Raw genomic sequence first — 17,901 nt, 5'->3', positions numbered from 1 at the left:
CCAATGCTTCTTGTGCACCTTGCTTTGCACCTTCAATATCCTGGTTTACAATTGCTTCTTTTAGCTTATCTAGAATTTCTTGATTTGCCATTTTGCCACCTTTCTGTTTTATTATATTTAAGAAACCAGCCTTACTGTGTTTCCTCTGCTTAATGATTGTGTGATACTTGTATATAGCATCATTTGACTATCATATAACGAATAGACTCCACAATTTAATTTAAAAGTACTATAATCCACTTGGAAAACATTATATAATGTTCATGACTAATCTTATTATAAGTATTAAATCAATGACCTTGTCAATTTCAAGGGGTGAAGTACTTAACATAACTTAAGATACTCAACTATACCAAAAGTATTTTTAAGTAATAAGAGATTAAATGGTCATCAGTGATTCTATTAATCCGAATGATCTGGTTAGCAGCCCAAAAAAAATCATAGACAATGATTGTATGAAATAAAAAGAAAAAAATGACATTTAAAACGTCTAGATATATTTATCAGGTGTAAATCTATATGAAACTGGCTTTGAGTGACACTATCTGGATATCGGAAAAAAGAAGGAACTTGCTTTTACTTCTCACAGAAGGTCCAAGGGATATTGATCAGATAAAGGCAGCACTCAATGTTAATTCTAGATCAATGATGCCTCAGGTAAAGATATTAAAGGACTGGGGCCTGATAAGCCAAGATGGTGATCTTTATAGCTTAACTGATACTGGTAGGGTCATTGTGCATAACATGTTACCTCTTTTAAACACCCTTAATGTAATTGAAGAATACAGGGATTATTGGACTGAAAGAGACCTTAGTTGTATTCCTCCTCACCTATTGAAGCGTCTTGGAGACCTTGGACATTATTTCATAATAGAACCTGATATCAACCATTTGTTCGAACTGCCAAAAGAGTTCACAGAAAATATCTATAAATCTAATAATGTCATGTCCTTTGCAGCATATTTTCATCCATCGTATCCTTCGATTTACTCAAAGTTGATTGAAAATGATGCTAACATATCTCTAGTTTTTACACGAAAGGTTTTCGAGCGAATGCAAAGAGATTATTATAGTGAGCTTGAAGCCATCATTAAAGCTGATAATAGCGCAGTTTACATTTGTGATTCAAACATGAACTTTCCTACAGTAACTGTAACTGACTGGTTCCTTTACATATCGTTCTTTGATAAGTTAGGTCGTTATGACCACAAGGTTGTGATGAGCTTTGATTCAAATGCTTTGAAATGGGGAGAGGAGTTATTTGAACACTGTAAAGAAAAAGGAAGTTGTGTTAAACATGAGGTGGGATGAGATGTTGTTAAAGTACCGATTTACAACTGTTCAATATTTAGATCATTTATGTTTTATATTTATTTAGGGGGTTTATTATAGATGGATTCAGAATTAAGTGATACGATTTGGATCTCAGATAAAAGAAAACGGATATTAAGTCTGCTCCTCACAGGTCCTAAAACGTCAAATGAAATTAAGCAAGAATTTGGGTGTAGTTGGAGACCACTTATTTCTCCTATGAAGAAACTGAAAGAAGAGGGGCTTGTTGTTCAGAACGATGATGATCATGTTTATCGTCTTTCATATATAGGTAAGGCATTGACTGAGAATATGATCCCTTTAATTAAAATAGTTGACCTTTTCGAATCAGATTACCATTATTGGAAATCCCGTGACTTTGATTCAATTCCACTTAATTTACTTACAAGGATGGGAGAGATCGGTGACTGTGAAATGTTAGACCCAGCTCTTGACCGAATATTTGAACTTGATGAAGAGTTTGTCAATGAACTTTGTAACTGCCAACATATCAATGCAATGTTACCTTTTTTCCATCCCGAATATATCAACATCTTTTCAAGGTTAGCATCAAATGGTACAAAACTTAATCTCATTTTTAAAGATTGTGTGCTTAATAGACTAGAAGAAGAATATACGGATAAGCTTGAACCGATAAAGCAATCAGAGCACTCTAATATTTTTGTGAATGCCAGTAAACGCCAAGTTCCCGGCATTGTAGTTTCGGAGAAGGCTTTTCTTTTAAGTTTATTTGATAAGAATGGCAATTATGACCATAAAGATGTTGTGGGGTATGACCAAAGATCGATCAGATGGGGTAATGACCTGTTCTCACATTTCATTTCTAATTCAAGTAAAGTTTAATAATTGGAATACTTATTTCATTAAAGGAATAAGGCTATGAATTGGGATGAGACACCACTTAAACTTAAACTTATATTATACATTACAATAGCTGTTCTTTTCATAATGGCGTCATCTACTGCTATTATCGTATCAATTGTCACGACTCAAAAGATAGATATCGAGTATTCGAGGTCCACTGAGATCTCCCAGAATTATGCGAACCAGTTCAATGCGGATATGCGGGAGAATATGGCAATACCGAATACTGTAGCTCGAAGTTTAGAACGATACTCATCAGATGATAGGTTTGAGATCAACCAGAAATTGGAGCATATATTGAGAGAAAACCCTCGACTAATTGGTGTTTATGTGGGATATGAACCGGATGCTTTTGATGGTAATGATCTGGAATATGTTAATGCAGATTATCATGATGAAACTGGCCGTTTTCTCCCATTTTGGAACCGTATCGGTGGTGAGGTAGATGTTGAACCTCTGATAGACTACGATACTGAAGATTATTACCAATTACCAAAACAAATGAGGACCGATGTTGTCACAGAACCTTATCTTTACCAAGGTGAACTTATTGTAAGTTTTGTATCACCTATTATTGTAGATGATGAGTTTAAAGGCATTGCCGGAGTTGATGTTTCATTAGATTATATAGATGACTCAGTTCATGACATACAGGTACTTGAGAACGGGTATGCTATGGTTGTCAGTAACTCTGGGACTCTCCTATCTCATCCTCAGGACAAGAATGCTATTGGTACCACGAACATCATGGACTTGCATGATGAACCTGTTTACATGCTGTTAGCTGATATAAATGAGGGAATATCAGGTCATATAGAAGTTAACGATCCAATAACTGGTAAGAAATCAATAATATTCTACGAACCTGTAGATATGGGGAACTTTGCATTTATTCTATCAATTCCTAAAGACGAAATGCTTGCTGATGCAATTGGTTTGAGGGATAAACTTATCATCATTTCAACATTAGCAGTCATTTTCATGGGTAGTATGGGATACCTGATAGCATTATCCATAACTCGTCCTATAAAAAATATTGTGGACAGTTTTGGTAAAGTTTCAACAGATGTGTCCAAAGGGAAACTGGATTCACGTGCAGATACTGATGTAGCTATTGATTTTAAGGATATTCCTATAGGACTGAATGAAATACTCTCAATACTAGAAGACTACGCTAGTAAATTAAAGGAATCTAACAAGACAATGCAAGAAATGCGGGTAGTCATTAACAGCAGTCAGGTAGTGGTATTCCTGTGGTTACCTGAAGATAAATGGCCAGTTGAAGTTGTTTCAGACAATATTACTCAGTTCGGATACCAGCCCGAAGAATTCACATCAGGTAAATTGTTATATGCTGATATTGTTCATCCAGAAGATTTACATAAAGTAGAAAAAGACCTTGACGAACTTGTGGCCCAACATACATATTATAATGGTACAAAGTCTGTTCAAAAGAACAAAATAATTGATACAATTCCCGAATATTTCACGTCGGAGTACAGGATCATTACCAAGTCTGGTGATGTTAGGTGGGTTGATGAACGAACTCTATTACGACTTGACCAAAACGGTACTGTCACATACTTGCAAGGTATAATACTCGATATCACTGACAGAAAACAAGCCGAAGATGCTTTATTGAACATTGAAAAGGTACGCAAGAAAGAAATACATCATAGAGTAAAGAATAATTTACAGGTAATTTCTAGTATGCTTTATCTTGAATCTGAACATTTCAGTGACCCTGAAGTGATAGAATCGTTTAAAAACAGTCAGAATAGGGTACGTTCAATGGCTCTGATCCATGAAGAGATATATAAATCCGAGGATATGAGGAGTGTTGATTTCACGGATTATGTGAATAAACTTGGAGTATATCTACTGGAAGCGTACAATATAGGTAATGGTAAGATCCAGCTTAATCTGGATATTGAAAAAGTTTATTTAAGTATAGATACTTCTATCCCCTTAGGAATGATAGTAAATGAACTGGTATCCAATTCGTTAAAACATGCTTTTGATCCAGCTGAGAATGGACAAATAGATATTGTACTTAAAAGCAAAGAGGATAATTATTTATTGTTGGTGAGCGACGATGGAAAAGGATTTCCATCACATGTGGATTTCAGGAACACCGATTCTCTAGGGTTACAATTGGTTAATACATTGGTAGATCAGCTAGATGGTACTATAGATCTGGAATCAGATGATGGAAGTACTCAGTTCAAGATAACTTTTAGGGAGATAAATAAAGTATAATTTAATAGAGTTCTGATACATATGAGTAAAATTAAAGTACTTGTGGTGGAAGATGAGAACATTGTAGGTTTTGAGATAAAAAAAAGGCTCAAGAAATTAGGTTACTCAGTACACGCTGTAGCCAAGACGGGACAGGACGCTATTAATAAAGCTGCAACTACATATCCCGATATTATTTTAATGGATATTATGCTTAAAGGGGATATGACGGGTATTGAGGCAGCTGACACGATACGTCAAAAACACAATATACCAATCATTTACTTGACAGCTTATTCTGATGAAGAGACTATCTTAAGAGCTAAAGAGACCAATCCTTATGGATATATATTAAAACCCTTTAAAGAAGAAGATATGAAAATTACTATTGAGATGGCATTAAATAAACATAAAAAGGAAATGCAAGAAACTCAATGATACAATAATGCTCTAAACTATCATTTTTTTTTGGAATAGGTACACTAAAATCGAAGTATAAGTATATCTATTTATATGTCCATTTAACATACTAATAAATACCTTTTTTTTGGAGGTATTTGTTTGAAAGAGGAGAATGAAACCATATCTAGTCATGTGAAAAAGGATTCAAACCTTCCTGATCTTTATAAGAACTCAGCTGATATTGAATTACTGTTGGTCGAACCTGGTACATTTCAAATGGGCTCAGATCATCGTGAACAAAAATGGTACGATAATGAAAGGCCAGCTCATCAGGTTCGTATAACTAACCCGTTTTATCTTGGGAAATATCCTTTAACCAATAGACAACTTGTTAATATCTTGGGTGAAGTTCCAAATTCAAAGTTCATAATTGATGATAAACCTGTAAGTAAGATATCTTGGAATGATGCACAGGGAATCATTGATCGTTTAAATGAGATTGAGAATACTGATAAGTACAGATTACCTACAGAGGCTGAATGGGAATATGCATGTCGTGCAGGTACTACTACCAGGTTCTATTATGGTGCTGATAATGAACTATTGATGGAATATGGGTGGTGTAGAGACGATGGTGTTCGTGGTCCACAACCGGTTGGCCAGAAAAAACCTAATAATTGGGGATTTCATGACATGCACGGGAATGTATGGGAATGGGTTCAGGACATTTATCTCCCAGACTATAATAATACGCCAACAGATGGATCTGCGAATCTATCAAGTCCACCAGATGCAACTGAGATGAGGGTATTAAGAGGTGGGAGTTGGCAAACATCATCATATGGATGTAGATCAAGTTCACGCTTCTTCAATCCACCTGATGTTCATCGAAGAAGTAGCAGAGTTGGATTTAGGATTGCTAGTGATGTATAATTAATATTAAGATATTGTAACTGGTTCTGATAAAATGGGTACTGAAAATCCGAATGTTGATCATGGAAAGTGTGATGCACAAAAAGAACACTGGGAATCCGTGTATTCTTCGAACACAGATAAATTTGGGACTATACCTAGCGAACCTGCGAAGATCACTTCAACACTTTTAAAAAAAGAATCAAAAACCTCTCTCATCGAACTTGGTGCTGGGCAGGGTCGAGATACATTATACTTTGCTCGTTCCGGATTCAATGTAACAGCACTTGATTATTCTCATAAGGGTATAGAGGCCATAAATATCACGGCAACGGATCAGTGTTTAGATGATTCTATTCAAACGGTTCAGCAAGATGTACGCGAATTATTGCCATTTGAAAATGATTCTTTTGATGCCTGTTATTCACATATGTTATACTGTATGCCACTTTCAAAATCTGAATTATCCAAACTATCATCAGAAATATATCGCATACTAAAACCTGGTGGTCTCAACATATTCACTACGCGGAACACCAAAGACCCACAATATCGTACAGGACTTCATCGCGGTGAAGGTTTGTGGGAGATCGATGGCGGGTTCATTGTTCATTTTCTCTCAAAAGAAGATATTTCTAAATTATGTGAAGATTTTGAGATTTTACAGATAGATAATTTTGAGGAAGGTATGATCCCTTCACTCAATGAACCTAAAAAACTTTATATAGTGGTGACAAGAAAACCTGGGCTCTAAAAAAAATGTCGATTCAGTTAAAATAATATAACGTAATCACATATTATAGTCAAAAAAATACATTATGGAGGTTATTACAACATGAGTACAAAAGAAAACTTAGAAGCAGCATTCACAGGCGAATCTATGGCAAACAGGAAATATCTAGCATTTGCAAAGAAAGCAGATGAAGATGGTTATCCTCAGATCGCTAAACTTTTCAGAGCAGCTGCAGCAGCAGAAACAGTACATGCACATAATCATTTCGAGCTCCTTGATGGTATTAAGAGCACTGAAGATAATTTGAAAGCAGCAATCGAGGGTGAAACCTACGAATTTCATGAAATGTACCCTGATTTTATAGAAGAAGCTAAGAATGAAGGTAATAAGGATGCAGTATGGAGCTTTGATATTGCAAATCAGGTAGAAGAGATTCATGCTGACCTCTACAAGAAAGCGCTCGAAAATATAGGCGGAAATGAAGAAGTAGACTATTACGTATGCAGTGTATGTGGTAATACTGTAGAAAACGAAGCACCTGACATGTGTCCTATTTGTGGTGCAACTAAATCCAAGTTTGATAAAGTAGAATAATTTTATTATATTCACTTTATTTTTTTAAAACTCAATTATTATAAGCTACACTTTTTAATTTTATTTTTATGGTACCATCAAATCAAAAGGATTCCTGTGAAAGGTCAATGGACCATACTTGTTCTACTGATAAGACTGAACTGAGTAGTAACATGGTTATAGAAGCACTCAGGACTGAGCATGAAAAAGAACAAATTATAGCTATTGCAAAGGAAGCTTTTCCATTATTCCATTCGATTTTTGTCAAGACAACTCCACATACACTTGTAGCCAAACATAATGGCGATATTGTTGGTGGTGTCATTATGGAAATACTTGACCGTAATTGCACTGGGAATGGTAAAGGTAATGTTGGTATTATTTCCTGGCTGTTCACATCACAGAGTTCACGGGGACTTGGTGCGGGCCAGAGTTTGGTAGTAAGTGCAGTAGAATATCTAGAATCACTTGAATGTGACACTATAGTTACTGTAATTGATGGATATAATACGAGTTCCAGTAAAATATTTTCACATAATGGATTTAAGCTTAACACTAATACCAATGTTTTGATCAACCTTGGTTTCAAGGACTATTTTAGATTATGGGCAGAACTCCAATATTATTTTGAATTAGGTCATTTTCTTTGGGTCAAGGGTATTGAACCTTCAAAAGAAGAATCTTCAGGATTCGGATTGGCATGGGTGAGCAATATTGCAATTGTATCACTAGCATTTATATCAGGGTTCGGGTTAAGTTACGGGCTAGAGAATGTACAGTATCCAATAATTGCTTTACTGATATTTTTAATTTATAGATACCTCCCATTAAAATTGATCACTCTATTAAAGAATGAGAAATGGGTATACCGTGGTTGGCATAATGGGTATCCACTCAGTTCGGTCATAGCATTGGTATTTGGGACCTACCTTCCAATGACTGGTGCACAGTACCCTGCTACCCATAAATGGAGTTATAAGGGTAAATTGGATAGTATTGGAATAGGGTATTCGATCTCAGCTACTCTAATGTTGGTAACATTAAGTTTATTATTACTATATCCGGGATTTGTACCTGAGATTTTGTGGAACAGTATGTTTCTGATTGGTATATCGTTTCTTCTATTTGATATCTTATTCATTTTCACACCATTCCAATTCTATGCAGGTAAAAGGATATTCGAATATAATAAGTGGTTTTGGGCACTGTTTGCTGTGATCGCACTGATGATAATACAAAGATATTTTGCGATATTCCTGTGAATGTTATGTAACTAACAAAACAAATTGAAAAAAAGATTGTACAGAGATACTAATAGTTATCTATGTACATGATTTAAAAATTTTTATTAATTGAAAAGATGTTCTCGAATCTTAGAACCTTTTAGCAGGTCTATGATTTTGGAAACAGTCTCTGCAGTATACTGGTCTTTCTTTATCTGGTACAAAAGGTACTTCTGTAGTTTCACCGCAATCTGTGCATTTTGCAGGATGCATTTCCTTTGGTCCGCGATCAAAGTTACCTCTGCGTTGGAATCCTTTACGTTCCATATATATTTACCTCCCTTTAACTCGATTATATCTCTATTTAGATCAAAAATCATCTAAAAAAAATTGCCACTCACTATTATTTTAGCTTAAATATGCTTATTCAAGGGAGGCGTGATGAACTATTTGACTAAATACAGTTTAAAGGGTAATTGGTATATAAGAGTGTTGGTTAACACGTCTCTTATTATCAATCCGTGCTAGGGTCCTATTAAATGATCACAAGTATTTTTAGCTTTTCATGTTAGTGAAACTCGTATCCCAAAACCTTTTTAATCATGCACTACGTTTTTTAGTTGAGTATGTTCGAGTTCATAAAGAAACTGTTTGGTCAAAAAAAAGAAGAGGCAGAATCACTCACTCTAGATTTTTCACAACTTGGGGAATGGTGTAAGGAGGAGAGTGAAAAAGAGCTTGAAGAACTCCGACCCCTTATCAAAGATATCTATACTGAAATCGAGACAATATTAAATGACCTTGATCGTGACCGGGAACAGTTATTGGACGCTGAGCCCGTAGAAACTGCTGATAAGAGGATGGAGAAAGTAGGTGACTCTAACAGGGATAATATAGTGGATAATTTGAAAATGGTTCGTGAAAAGATCAGTATCCCAAAAACAATTTCATTACAGGGCTCTTATAGTTTTTATGTTGATACTAAAGCTACCATGAATACATTCCTGGATAATGCCAGGAAAAGTATGATATATGCAAAGGCTCTTTACCCAGAAGAGTATCGACAACTCGACGACGATCTTGATCGGATGCACGAACAGTTGAGTTCCCTCTTTTCTACAATAAAGGACTCTAAGAACAAACTAGATACCATCAATGATATTTTTGAAGAAATGGATTATGTGAATAAGTTGATGAAAGAGATCGAAGAGTCAAGATCAGCCATTTCAAACCTCGAACTCAAAAAGGCAAATATCGAGGTAGGGGTTAAAGAAAAGGAATCAGAATTCCAAGAACTGGTCAACGGTCCAGAATATTCACGAGCAAAAGAGCTTGAGAAGGAAATTGAACACTTGAAATCACAGAAATTCTCTGTAGCTTCTGACATTGACCGTATGTTCACCCCGGTCTCAAAAGCACTTTCAAGAATGCAGAAACAGGATGATAATAAAATGTATTCTCTTTCACCAGAGAAGAGGTCCATGGTCGATACACTTGTAAACGATCCAGTGAGTGCAATGGAATTTGATTTAGAACCTTTATACAATGAATTGATACAACGTATTGAGGATGGTTCCCTTGGTCTTAAGGATAAGAAAAAAGAAAAGACACTGGAACAACTTGAACGCCTGAAGAGTACTAATGAACTATCTGAGCTTTGTGAGAAGATGAGGTCATTTGATTCAAATATAGAAGAACTGGAAAATGAACTTGATCAGATGAGTGTTTATAATCAGAAGAAACGAATCGAAACTGATATTGGTAAAAAACAGACTAACTTAAAGTCGGTTCAGGAAGATATAGAAAACGCTACGTCACATTTACATCATCTCGAACAGAAACTTGAAGATACGAAACAAGAATTAGACTCAAATGTAAATTCTGCATTCGAGCAAAATATTGAAATTAAATATAATTAATTAATTAATTAATTAATTAATTAATTAATTAACTTAAATTTTTAAAAAAAGGGTTTTTAAGAAATTGGAAAACTTTAAATTTTAAATTATAATTATAATTATATTAGCGTTGTAGGTAACCTTTTCTGTCTAACCAATCCACTTGTGGTCTGGTATATTTCCAAACAATATCAGCTTTGGAATCTTGGACATTCCATGGTTCTGCAATAACAATATCGCCTTCACGAACCCACATTCTCTTTTTCTTGGAACCAGGTATTCTTCCCATTCTAGAATTACCGTCCATACAATGCAATTTCACACGACTGCCACCCATCAATGTGACGACTGTTGCTAATACTTCATTTTTATCTTTTCTTGGTACACGAACTCTGGTGACAGCTTGTGGTTCGCCAGTACCTTTATTTGCGTTATTTTTGCTCTTTCTCATATTACTTCTATGGTTTGCCAGATTAATTCCTCTACTACACAAAACAAACTAACTACACTTATATCTTGTGCTGAAAATGGGACCGTATAAAAAATATCAGCAATTATGGTGATCACTCGAATCTATTATCTGGAGTATGTCTTTGATGTCTTTTAGGACATGGTCAGGTTTGAGTGAAATACCGTAATTTCTGTTCTTATCACCATATAATGCATGTGCGGTGATCATACCAATCTGTTTTGCAGGTGCTATATCTCTCCTCATGCTATCGCCTACGAAAACAACTTCATTAGGTGAATATTTAAATTCATTTAAGGCGTAATAGAACACTTCAAGTTCAGGTTTTTTTGCACCCGATACATCTCTGGTTATTAGTTTATCTATAAGATGACAGATACCTGCTTTTTTTAATCTTCTGGCAGCATTTTGTTTATATGCATCTGTTACGATGGCCACTGAAATATTTTTCTTTTTCAATAATTCTAATGTGTCCATAACATTAGGATAAAGTTTAATATTATCTAAAGTGGTTCTTCGATATATATCACAACATTGAATGAAGAGGTCATCTGAGTATATTCCCTGGTCCTCGATATATTCTTTTATATTGGATAAATGCTCGAAATGGTATTTACCTCGAAGAAAATAGTTTAACAGGTCTTCAGGATCACCACTACCCATATGATCGATCATACATTCGCATGCGATCAACTTCGCTTCAACAAAGTCGAACAATGTGTTATCCATATCAAAATAGATTCCTTTTGGGAGACCATTACTCATCCTATTGTTTGTAACCATTTTTGTTTCCAGACCCCTATAATTCTTAGTTCTATGCAGATTCTCACTAACACTTTTTTGGCTTTAACGGTATTTATACTTTAGTCCCCAGGTAATTTTTTTGGGTTCTGTTGGAACTCCTCATATATTCTGAGATTACCGAAAACCATATATTTGAGAAATACTACTATGTGGTATCGAATGCGTTGATGGTCTAGTGGCTATGACTGGGGCCTTCCAAGCCCTAAACCCGGGTTCGAATCCCGGTCGACGCATAATATAGTACGTTCTGCTTTTCTTAATGCAAGTATGCTAAATAATGTGAAGTTCTTATTATATATTCATGCAACCATACCATGATATTTCTCTTTTCATATTCAGGCGTGATCTTCGATTAGAGGATAATACTGGTCTTATCGAAGCCCTAAATCATTCTCGTGAAGTTATACCATGTTTTATTTTTGATCCGAGACAAAGTCATATTAATAACAAGTACTTTAGCCAGACTGCTTTCAAGTTCATGCTAAACTCGCTTACAGATCTCAACTCGAGATTGAACAAGATGGGTTCAAGGTTAATTGTTCTTAAAGGTCTTCCAGTAGATATAATATCAAAGATGGGTACTGATCTTGGATTGAGTGCTGTTTTTATGAATACTGATTATACACCGTTCAGTATTCGCAGAGATACTGCAATTAGTGAAATATGTGATAAAGAAAATATGGACCTTGTTAAATTCCATGATTCTCTACTAACAGTTCCAGGTGATGTTTTGAGTGGGTCAGGCAAGCCTTATTCTGTATTCACTCCCTTTTACAAGAAAGCTGCGAGTATGGAGGTAGAGTATCCACGTGCTAATGATATGAACAACTATTTCACTGATAAACTGGAACTCGAGGATGAGTATGGTGCTAGTGGTATAATACAGGAGCAAAATTTATCTACTGCGAACATTGAGGGTGGTCGAACTGGTGGTCTTAGAATACTTGATAGTTTAGATAGCCATGTAGATTATGATACTAATCGCGATTATCCATACATTGACTCAACAACCCATCTATCCCCACACAACAAGTTTGGAACAGTTTCTATAAGAGAAGTTTATCATACAATTTCTTCAGAGTTGGGTAGTGGCCATTCTCTAATAAGACAACTTTATTGGCGTGACTTCTATACACACCTAGCATACCATAACCCGCATGTATTTGGAAATGCATTCAAGACAAAGTTCGATAATATCGAGTGGTTGAATGATAAGGAGCATTTCCAAAGATGGTGTTCAGGTACTACAGGTTTTCCTCTAATTGATGCTGGGATGAGACAACTTAATGACACAGGATATATGCATAACCGTGTACGAATGTTAACAGCATCGTTTCTCACCAAAGACCTGCATATCGACTGGAGATGGGGTGAAAAATATTTTGCTAGCAAGTTAATTGACTATGATCCATGTGTGAATAATGGGAACTGGCAATGGTCCGCATCTACGGGTTCGGATGCACAACCCTATTTTCGTATATTCAATCCATGGACACAACAGAAGAAGTTTGATCCCGAATGTAAGTATATCAAGCAATGGATACCAGAACTAAAAGATACTGAACCTGGCATAATACATAACTGGATGAAAACTGATTTAAGTGAATATTCACAGTATCCAAAACCTATTGTAGATCATGCACGAGAAAGAAATTTAACGTTATCTATCTTTAAGTCAGTTTAATATTGAAGTAAGGTATTAAATTCAAGTGCACTTTCGTAATCTTAATATATCAGTGCTATGTTTTACATTTGCAACGTATCAAACACGTATTCTTTTTGGTCGGGCTTCCTATACAAAAACAATCACTTCATCGTGCGGGGGTTGCCCAGCCAGGTCAAAGGCGCAGGGCTTAGGACCCTGTCTCGCAGGAGTTCGAGGGTTCGAATCCCTCCCCCCGCATACTTTCAATAAATTTCTTTTAAAATATCGTAATCTTAAATTTACACTTCAAGGATGTTTTGAATCTATATCCTCTTTAGTTTAAAGTATGATTGGTTAATTTTAAACTAGCAAATTTAGTTTATAATTTGCGTTTGCTAAAATATGAAGGACTTCCAAATACATGTTATTAACTTACTTTAAAAATGCATACAAGTGCTAATTCATTGGATAAATTCCAACCCAATTATAAAGTCATATTGATCCTTATGCTTTTTTAGGATTTTCATGATTTCTGCTTTGTGGATCTTTGGTATACAGACGTCGTTTCGCCCTTGGGATTTATATTCTTGGAAAATTCCTTCTTTTACCAACTGATGTAGCGCTTTTTTGTAATCATCATTGCATGGCTTTCCTTTAATCAAATCTCTCTTACTAATATGTTTTTTTGGGCACCATCTACGCTTATATACTATTTTCCAAATCAAATATAACTCGTACTTTGAGAAAACACACCTCATAAAATTAAATAGTATTAAAAGTTAATAAGTGTTAATTGTTCATTCAATTAAACACTCTGTTCAATATATTTATATAATTGTGGAAGGTTATAGATGGTTGTGGAGGAGTAGATCCAAAATATAGTAATTTTATTAGAATCATTTGTGTGCTATTAGTGTGTGATACATGAAAATGCAAGTTATAGCACATACATGAGTGAAATACAGGAGGAGAGTATTTATGGCACTTGAGGATATTTTCGGTTCGACTACCGTAATAAAAATATTTGACTTTTTAGCAGAGAATATAGGTTCCAATTACAACCAATCAGAAATTGCAAGGTGTGCAGGAGTCTCTAGAGGCATGGTTAATCATAAGTTTCCTGAAATGATTCTAAATGGGCTGATAGAGGTAAAAGAAGAGGCAGGGCACATGAAGACCTATCAACTGCAGCAAAATGATTTGGTTAAGATGCTAATCAATGCATCAATGATTAACAGCTTCATGTATGCAGACATTGAAGATGAAGATAAAGAACTCATTGATGCAGATCTAAATGTTGGCTCTCTTTCAAAGGAAGAGGAGATTAGATGTTACTGTGGGACTTCTGAACAGATATTAGAAGAACCCAGATATATAAATGAATATAAGCTAAATAGACATCAAATTGGTACGGCCATATCTGCATAAAAGGGATAGCTATGGAATCAAGATCTAATAAAAGTGAGGAGTTTGCAACTACTGAAAAAGAAAAAGTAATGGATAAGTTTACAGTTGCTAGAACACCTTTATTTAGTAAAAAATATGCAACAAATGTATTAGTCGCGCATACCGACTCTGACTTTAGAATTGAATTGTTCAATGAAAAGTTTAAGGTTGAAGATAAATGGGTATATCATAGTGATGGTTCAGTTATTCTAACTTTTGAAGCTGCAAAGAAATTATTGATGGATTTAAATGAATGTATTCAAAACTATGAAGAAAAGAATGGAGAAATAAAAGTATCCAAAGAAAGAAAAGAAGCAGAATTTATGGTATGATTTGTTTCAACTTTTTATAACAAAACTCGAATATAAGGCAGAATGGTACGGAAAAACAATTCTGAGCATCGGAAGATTCGAGCCAAGTACAAAAATATGCAAAGTATGTGGCTATTATAACATTCCCATGACATTAGCCGACAGAAATGGAACTTTCTGGAATGTAATACTAATCATGATAGGGACATAAATCCCTCTATCAACATTAAGAAATTCGCTCTTCAAGAGCAGAACTTAATAGGAATATGAGCACCAGCGAAACAAGGGGAAGAGCATGTGGACTTGTGAACAATGGTTCAAGGGATGAAACAGGGAGCACGAAGTCTTTAGCTGAGTGGTAGTTCAAGTGATTAGTTAAGGTATTATCACTATGATGAGCTTATTTATTTTTATGGTGTTACTTTTAGGTTTATTAGGTGGTTTTGCATCTCAATATATGATGCAGTATAGAGAAGCCTATAATTTATGGATTAATCATATCGTTTACGACTAACTGGGTGTAGGTGTAGAGAAAGCCCACTACTTTAGTGGTGGGATGAATCGTACTCCACAAGTACAGTTTGAACATGGAACCAAACAACTACCCTTTGAACTTTTTTTCCATTTTCGGCATGTGTAGATTTACAGCTGCAACAAATATTTTTATTAAATATATGCTCACTGGGCTTGATTAGATCGTTTTCAAGATTTAAAAGTTCAAAACGAGACCATCTATAAAGTAACTGTCCTTTTTTCCTTTCCTTTTTCAATAGTGTGTAATCACTAAAAAGATCAATATTTTTCATTCACATCCTCCAACTTCACCTTGTTCAGCTAATAAGTTAGTTTTTTTTGGGTCACCTTAGATAATCAGGATGCCTTAACAAATGACAGATGTGATTTATAATATATATTTATTCCGGGATACCTAAATTATTTAGATATACTTAAAATTAATATACTTCCAGTTACAAGCGGATCAGCGTGTGGTGAATTTTAAAATTTGATAGTTAAAGCCAAAGTTTGCCGTCATAAGGAGTAAAAGTATTATTAGATTTTTTATTATTCGATAAAATGAACAAAGTTAATTAAAAAAAGTTAAACCTGCAAACCTAGGATACCAGTTAAAAAAAAGATACCACTTAAACATTAGGTCGCTTATCAGGGAATACGGTAGTATAAGCAAGAGTGAGGAAGAATCATTGTCTCTTGGCTCTAATCATTACTACTAACATAGTTTCCACCTTTTATCTCAATGGCCTTTCCTGTAGTAAGTGCAAAAACCGCTTTTTTTCTAGCACTTTGCAACTCTTGCCAAAATGCCTTTCTCGAAATACCCATTTTCTGTGCAGCTTCGACCTGATGTAATCCTTCTAGGTCAACTAACCTCAATGACTCCAGCTCTTCATGCGTAATAACAATAATTTCAATTTCAGAAAGTGGCACTCCCCTTGGCTTGAAATATTTCACCTTTGGTGTACTTTCAACTCTTCTTAATGCCTTTGGTCTACCTCTACATCTTTTACTCATTCATTCACCTATTTCTTGTACACTATACTTCTCAGTGTTATATTTAAACTATACATGCTTTGTTAGAAAAGTATATATATTTTATCTCATATGCTCATATATGGGTATGAAATGTTCTGTACCAAAAACCAATGGTATCTTGGCAATTTATGCCTGAAATTAAATAGGAAAGGAGGAACAATATGAAAATATGTGTTACATCAACTGAAGGTTCATTAAATGCTATTACGGATAGAGGGTTTGGAAGGTGTAATTACTTTGTTATAGTTGATTTTGATACAATGGAGTTCGAATCAATAAAAAATCCGGCTGTATCTACAACAGGTGGTACAGGGGTAAAAGCCGCAAAATCGATCTTAGATAAGGGTATTAATGTATTGATAACAGGAAATATTGGACCCAATGCTTTCAAGATAGTTACAGGAGCAGGAATAGAGGTATTTAGTGATATCGATGATACAGTTCTGGAAACGATTGAAGAGTTCAAGAAAAAGAAAGCAAGTCCAGTAACCAGCCCCACAAATTCAGCCATTTCAGGAACGAGGGGTTGTGGTAAAGGCCGAGGATATGGAACAAATAATTAAATATGGTAATGATAGATTAAGCAAGAGTTTCTTTCCGGAAGGGAGGGCTAGCTGACCGATGAAGGTGTTCAAGTGATGATTTGTTCAGGGTCAGGAATAAAAAACTAGTCTACCAACATATTGACTTTCACCCGAAAATTTTAAAAAAGTAGTTCTTCTGCATAATGGTCGGGATGCTCTTCATCCAAGCAATCATCACACAAAAGCACATTCTCCTGCTTTTCACTAGAACATTCAATACATATCCATGTAGCTACCGAATTTTTTTGTATCTTCTCACAGGCCACACAGTATTGGTACTTAGGCTTGTTCTGAGACGTGATACGGGGGTAATTAGTACCAGGAATAGAATCTACAATTTTCTCTAGTTTGATCACATGTTGGATATTATCACCAAAGTCATAAACATATTCTATGGTGGTGCCTTCTAAGAGATCAAGTTTAGATATTTTCTTTTTAGAATTGGTACCTCCACCATAAGGCTCAATTACTCCTAATTGTTTTGATTTCCATGCATCGCCTGAAAAAAACCCACTAAGGTGGTCTTCATGATCATGTTTGAAAGCTTCTCGGAGGACATCATCAAAATCTCTAAGTGTTTGGTTTCCTTTAATTTCAATACGACGCCATATTCTTTTTCTATCTTTCAAAGATGCTTTTAAAATGTAGACTTCATCTTGTGTCATTATTCTCTCCTTTCCTCTACGTGGATATAGATCATATTATGCTAATTGTAAAACAACTATTTTTACTGTTATTTTATGTTCTTTTAATCTTATCTTAGTTACAAAGATAATCAGTATTATCTAAATAGATTACTTTAAACGCTTTTAAAACATAAGATGAAAATCAAAAATGGTACAGTTCTATAAAAATCTACTAAAGAATACTGATTATTAAAGAATAACTAAAAGTTGCACAAGTAATTTAGTGATTA

Annotated in this window: 19 protein-coding genes, 2 tRNA genes and 1 pseudogene; 16 read left to right on the top strand and 6 right to left on the bottom strand. The window is 35.0% G+C overall.

Translation table 11 applies throughout. The features are described 5' to 3' along the window. Positions 1-519 precede the first annotated feature (519 nt). The 8 genes from J2T59_RS08875 to J2T59_RS08840 all read left to right on the top strand — a co-directional run bounded on the left by J2T59_RS08875 (position 520) and on the right by J2T59_RS08840 (position 8,316). Entirely contained in the window at positions 520-1,311 is a 792-nt protein-coding gene (locus J2T59_RS08875; RefSeq protein WP_259135582.1) for a helix-turn-helix transcriptional regulator, read from the top strand. 81 nt (positions 1,312-1,392) lie between these two features. Further along, positions 1,393-2,175, top strand: coding sequence for a helix-turn-helix transcriptional regulator (locus tag J2T59_RS08870; protein WP_259135581.1), 783 nt, complete (start codon positions 1,393-1,395; stop codon positions 2,173-2,175). 36 nt (positions 2,176-2,211) lie between these two features. Continuing rightward, positions 2,212-4,455 (top strand): histidine kinase dimerization/phosphoacceptor domain -containing protein, encoded by a 2,244-nt coding sequence (locus tag J2T59_RS08865; protein ID WP_259135580.1) that lies wholly within the window; start codon positions 2,212-2,214, stop codon positions 4,453-4,455. Between the two features lie 21 nt (positions 4,456-4,476). Next, positions 4,477-4,872 (top strand): response regulator, encoded by a 396-nt coding sequence (locus J2T59_RS08860; RefSeq protein ID WP_259135579.1) that lies wholly within the window; start codon positions 4,477-4,479, stop codon positions 4,870-4,872. A gap of 123 nt (positions 4,873-4,995) precedes the next feature. Next, complete coding sequence (locus tag J2T59_RS08855) at positions 4,996-5,769, top strand: formylglycine-generating enzyme family protein (RefSeq protein WP_259135578.1); 774 nt, start codon at positions 4,996-4,998, stop codon at positions 5,767-5,769. A 34-nt stretch (positions 5,770-5,803) separates the two neighbouring features. Then, positions 5,804-6,502: a class I SAM-dependent methyltransferase gene (locus tag J2T59_RS08850; protein WP_259135577.1), complete on the top strand. Its 699-nt coding sequence runs from the start codon at positions 5,804-5,806 to the stop codon at positions 6,500-6,502. An 81-nt stretch (positions 6,503-6,583) separates the two neighbouring features. Beyond that, positions 6,584-7,075 carry a rubrerythrin family protein gene (locus tag J2T59_RS08845; RefSeq protein ID WP_259135576.1) on the top strand — a complete coding sequence of 164 codons (492 nt, stop codon included), beginning with the start codon at positions 6,584-6,586 and terminating at the stop codon, positions 7,073-7,075. 68 nt (positions 7,076-7,143) lie between these two features. Next, positions 7,144-8,316 carry a GNAT family N-acetyltransferase gene (locus J2T59_RS08840; RefSeq protein WP_259135575.1) on the top strand — a complete coding sequence of 391 codons (1,173 nt, stop codon included), beginning with the start codon at positions 7,144-7,146 and terminating at the stop codon, positions 8,314-8,316. Between the two features lie 111 nt (positions 8,317-8,427). On the opposite strand, the gene J2T59_RS08835 is transcribed toward J2T59_RS08840, so the two are convergent. After that, positions 8,428-8,604, bottom strand: coding sequence for a CxxC-x17-CxxC domain-containing protein (locus J2T59_RS08835; protein WP_259135574.1), 177 nt, complete (start codon positions 8,602-8,604; stop codon positions 8,428-8,430). A 299-nt stretch (positions 8,605-8,903) separates the two neighbouring features. Between J2T59_RS08835 and J2T59_RS08830 the strand changes: the two genes are divergently transcribed. Beyond that, complete coding sequence (locus tag J2T59_RS08830) at positions 8,904-10,196, top strand: coiled-coil domain-containing protein (RefSeq protein ID WP_259135573.1); 1,293 nt, start codon at positions 8,904-8,906, stop codon at positions 10,194-10,196. A gap of 103 nt (positions 10,197-10,299) precedes the next feature. Here the strand turns inward: J2T59_RS08830 and eif1A are convergent, their stop codons facing one another. After that, positions 10,300-10,626 carry a translation initiation factor eIF-1A gene (gene eif1A / locus J2T59_RS08825; RefSeq protein ID WP_259135572.1) on the bottom strand — a complete coding sequence of 109 codons (327 nt, stop codon included), beginning with the start codon at positions 10,624-10,626 and terminating at the stop codon, positions 10,300-10,302. A 96-nt stretch (positions 10,627-10,722) separates the two neighbouring features. Further along, positions 10,723-11,427: an HAD family hydrolase gene (locus J2T59_RS08820; RefSeq protein ID WP_259135571.1), complete on the bottom strand. Its 705-nt coding sequence runs from the start codon at positions 11,425-11,427 to the stop codon at positions 10,723-10,725. A 182-nt stretch (positions 11,428-11,609) separates the two neighbouring features. On the opposite strand from J2T59_RS08820, the gene J2T59_RS08815 reads away from it, so the two are divergent. The 6 genes and pseudogenes from J2T59_RS08815 to J2T59_RS08790 all read left to right on the top strand — a co-directional run. Beyond that, positions 11,610-11,681 (top strand) — tRNA-Gly (locus J2T59_RS08815). Between the two features lie 68 nt (positions 11,682-11,749). Continuing rightward, entirely contained in the window at positions 11,750-13,132 is a 1,383-nt protein-coding gene (locus J2T59_RS08810) for a cryptochrome/photolyase family protein (protein ID WP_259135570.1), read from the top strand. Between the two features lie 134 nt (positions 13,133-13,266). Continuing rightward, positions 13,267-13,351, top strand: a tRNA-Leu gene (locus tag J2T59_RS08805). Positions 13,352-14,071: 720 nt separating this feature from the next. After that, on the top strand, positions 14,072-14,521 hold the full coding sequence (locus J2T59_RS08800; RefSeq protein WP_259135569.1) for a hypothetical protein: 450 nt from the start codon (positions 14,072-14,074) through the stop codon (positions 14,519-14,521). Positions 14,522-14,532: 11 nt separating this feature from the next. Continuing rightward, the gene (locus J2T59_RS08795) at positions 14,533-14,871 is read left to right on the top strand and encodes a DUF3467 domain-containing protein (RefSeq protein WP_259135568.1); all 339 of its coding nucleotides are present in this window, start codon (positions 14,533-14,535) and stop codon (positions 14,869-14,871) included. Positions 14,872-14,884: 13 nt separating this feature from the next. After that, positions 14,885-15,120 (top strand): annotated as a pseudogene (locus tag J2T59_RS08790) (zinc ribbon domain-containing protein); the annotation flags it as partial. Between the two features lie 275 nt (positions 15,121-15,395). On the opposite strand, the gene J2T59_RS08785 reads toward J2T59_RS08790, so the two are convergent. After that, positions 15,396-15,656: a hypothetical protein gene (locus J2T59_RS08785; protein ID WP_259135567.1), complete on the bottom strand. Its 261-nt coding sequence runs from the start codon at positions 15,654-15,656 to the stop codon at positions 15,396-15,398. A gap of 409 nt (positions 15,657-16,065) precedes the next feature. Continuing rightward, positions 16,066-16,380, bottom strand: coding sequence for a DUF134 domain-containing protein (locus J2T59_RS08780; protein WP_259135566.1), 315 nt, complete (start codon positions 16,378-16,380; stop codon positions 16,066-16,068). A 182-nt stretch (positions 16,381-16,562) separates the two neighbouring features. Between J2T59_RS08780 and J2T59_RS08775 the strand changes: the two genes are divergently transcribed. Beyond that, positions 16,563-16,964, top strand: coding sequence for a NifB/NifX family molybdenum-iron cluster-binding protein (locus J2T59_RS08775; RefSeq protein ID WP_259135565.1), 402 nt, complete (start codon positions 16,563-16,565; stop codon positions 16,962-16,964). A 140-nt stretch (positions 16,965-17,104) separates the two neighbouring features. On the opposite strand, the gene J2T59_RS08770 is transcribed toward J2T59_RS08775, so the two are convergent. Continuing rightward, positions 17,105-17,650 carry an IS1096 element passenger TnpR family protein gene (locus tag J2T59_RS08770; protein ID WP_259135564.1) on the bottom strand — a complete coding sequence of 182 codons (546 nt, stop codon included), beginning with the start codon at positions 17,648-17,650 and terminating at the stop codon, positions 17,105-17,107. Positions 17,651-17,901: the final 251 nt, after the last annotated feature.

The organism is Methanosalsum natronophilum (genome assembly GCF_024808815.1).
In the GTDB taxonomy this organism is placed as follows: domain Archaea; phylum Halobacteriota; class Methanosarcinia; order Methanosarcinales; family Methanosarcinaceae; genus Methanosalsum; species Methanosalsum natronophilum.
The sequence above is the reverse complement of the archived record's forward strand: the minus strand, read 5'-3'. Positions and strand labels throughout refer to the sequence as shown.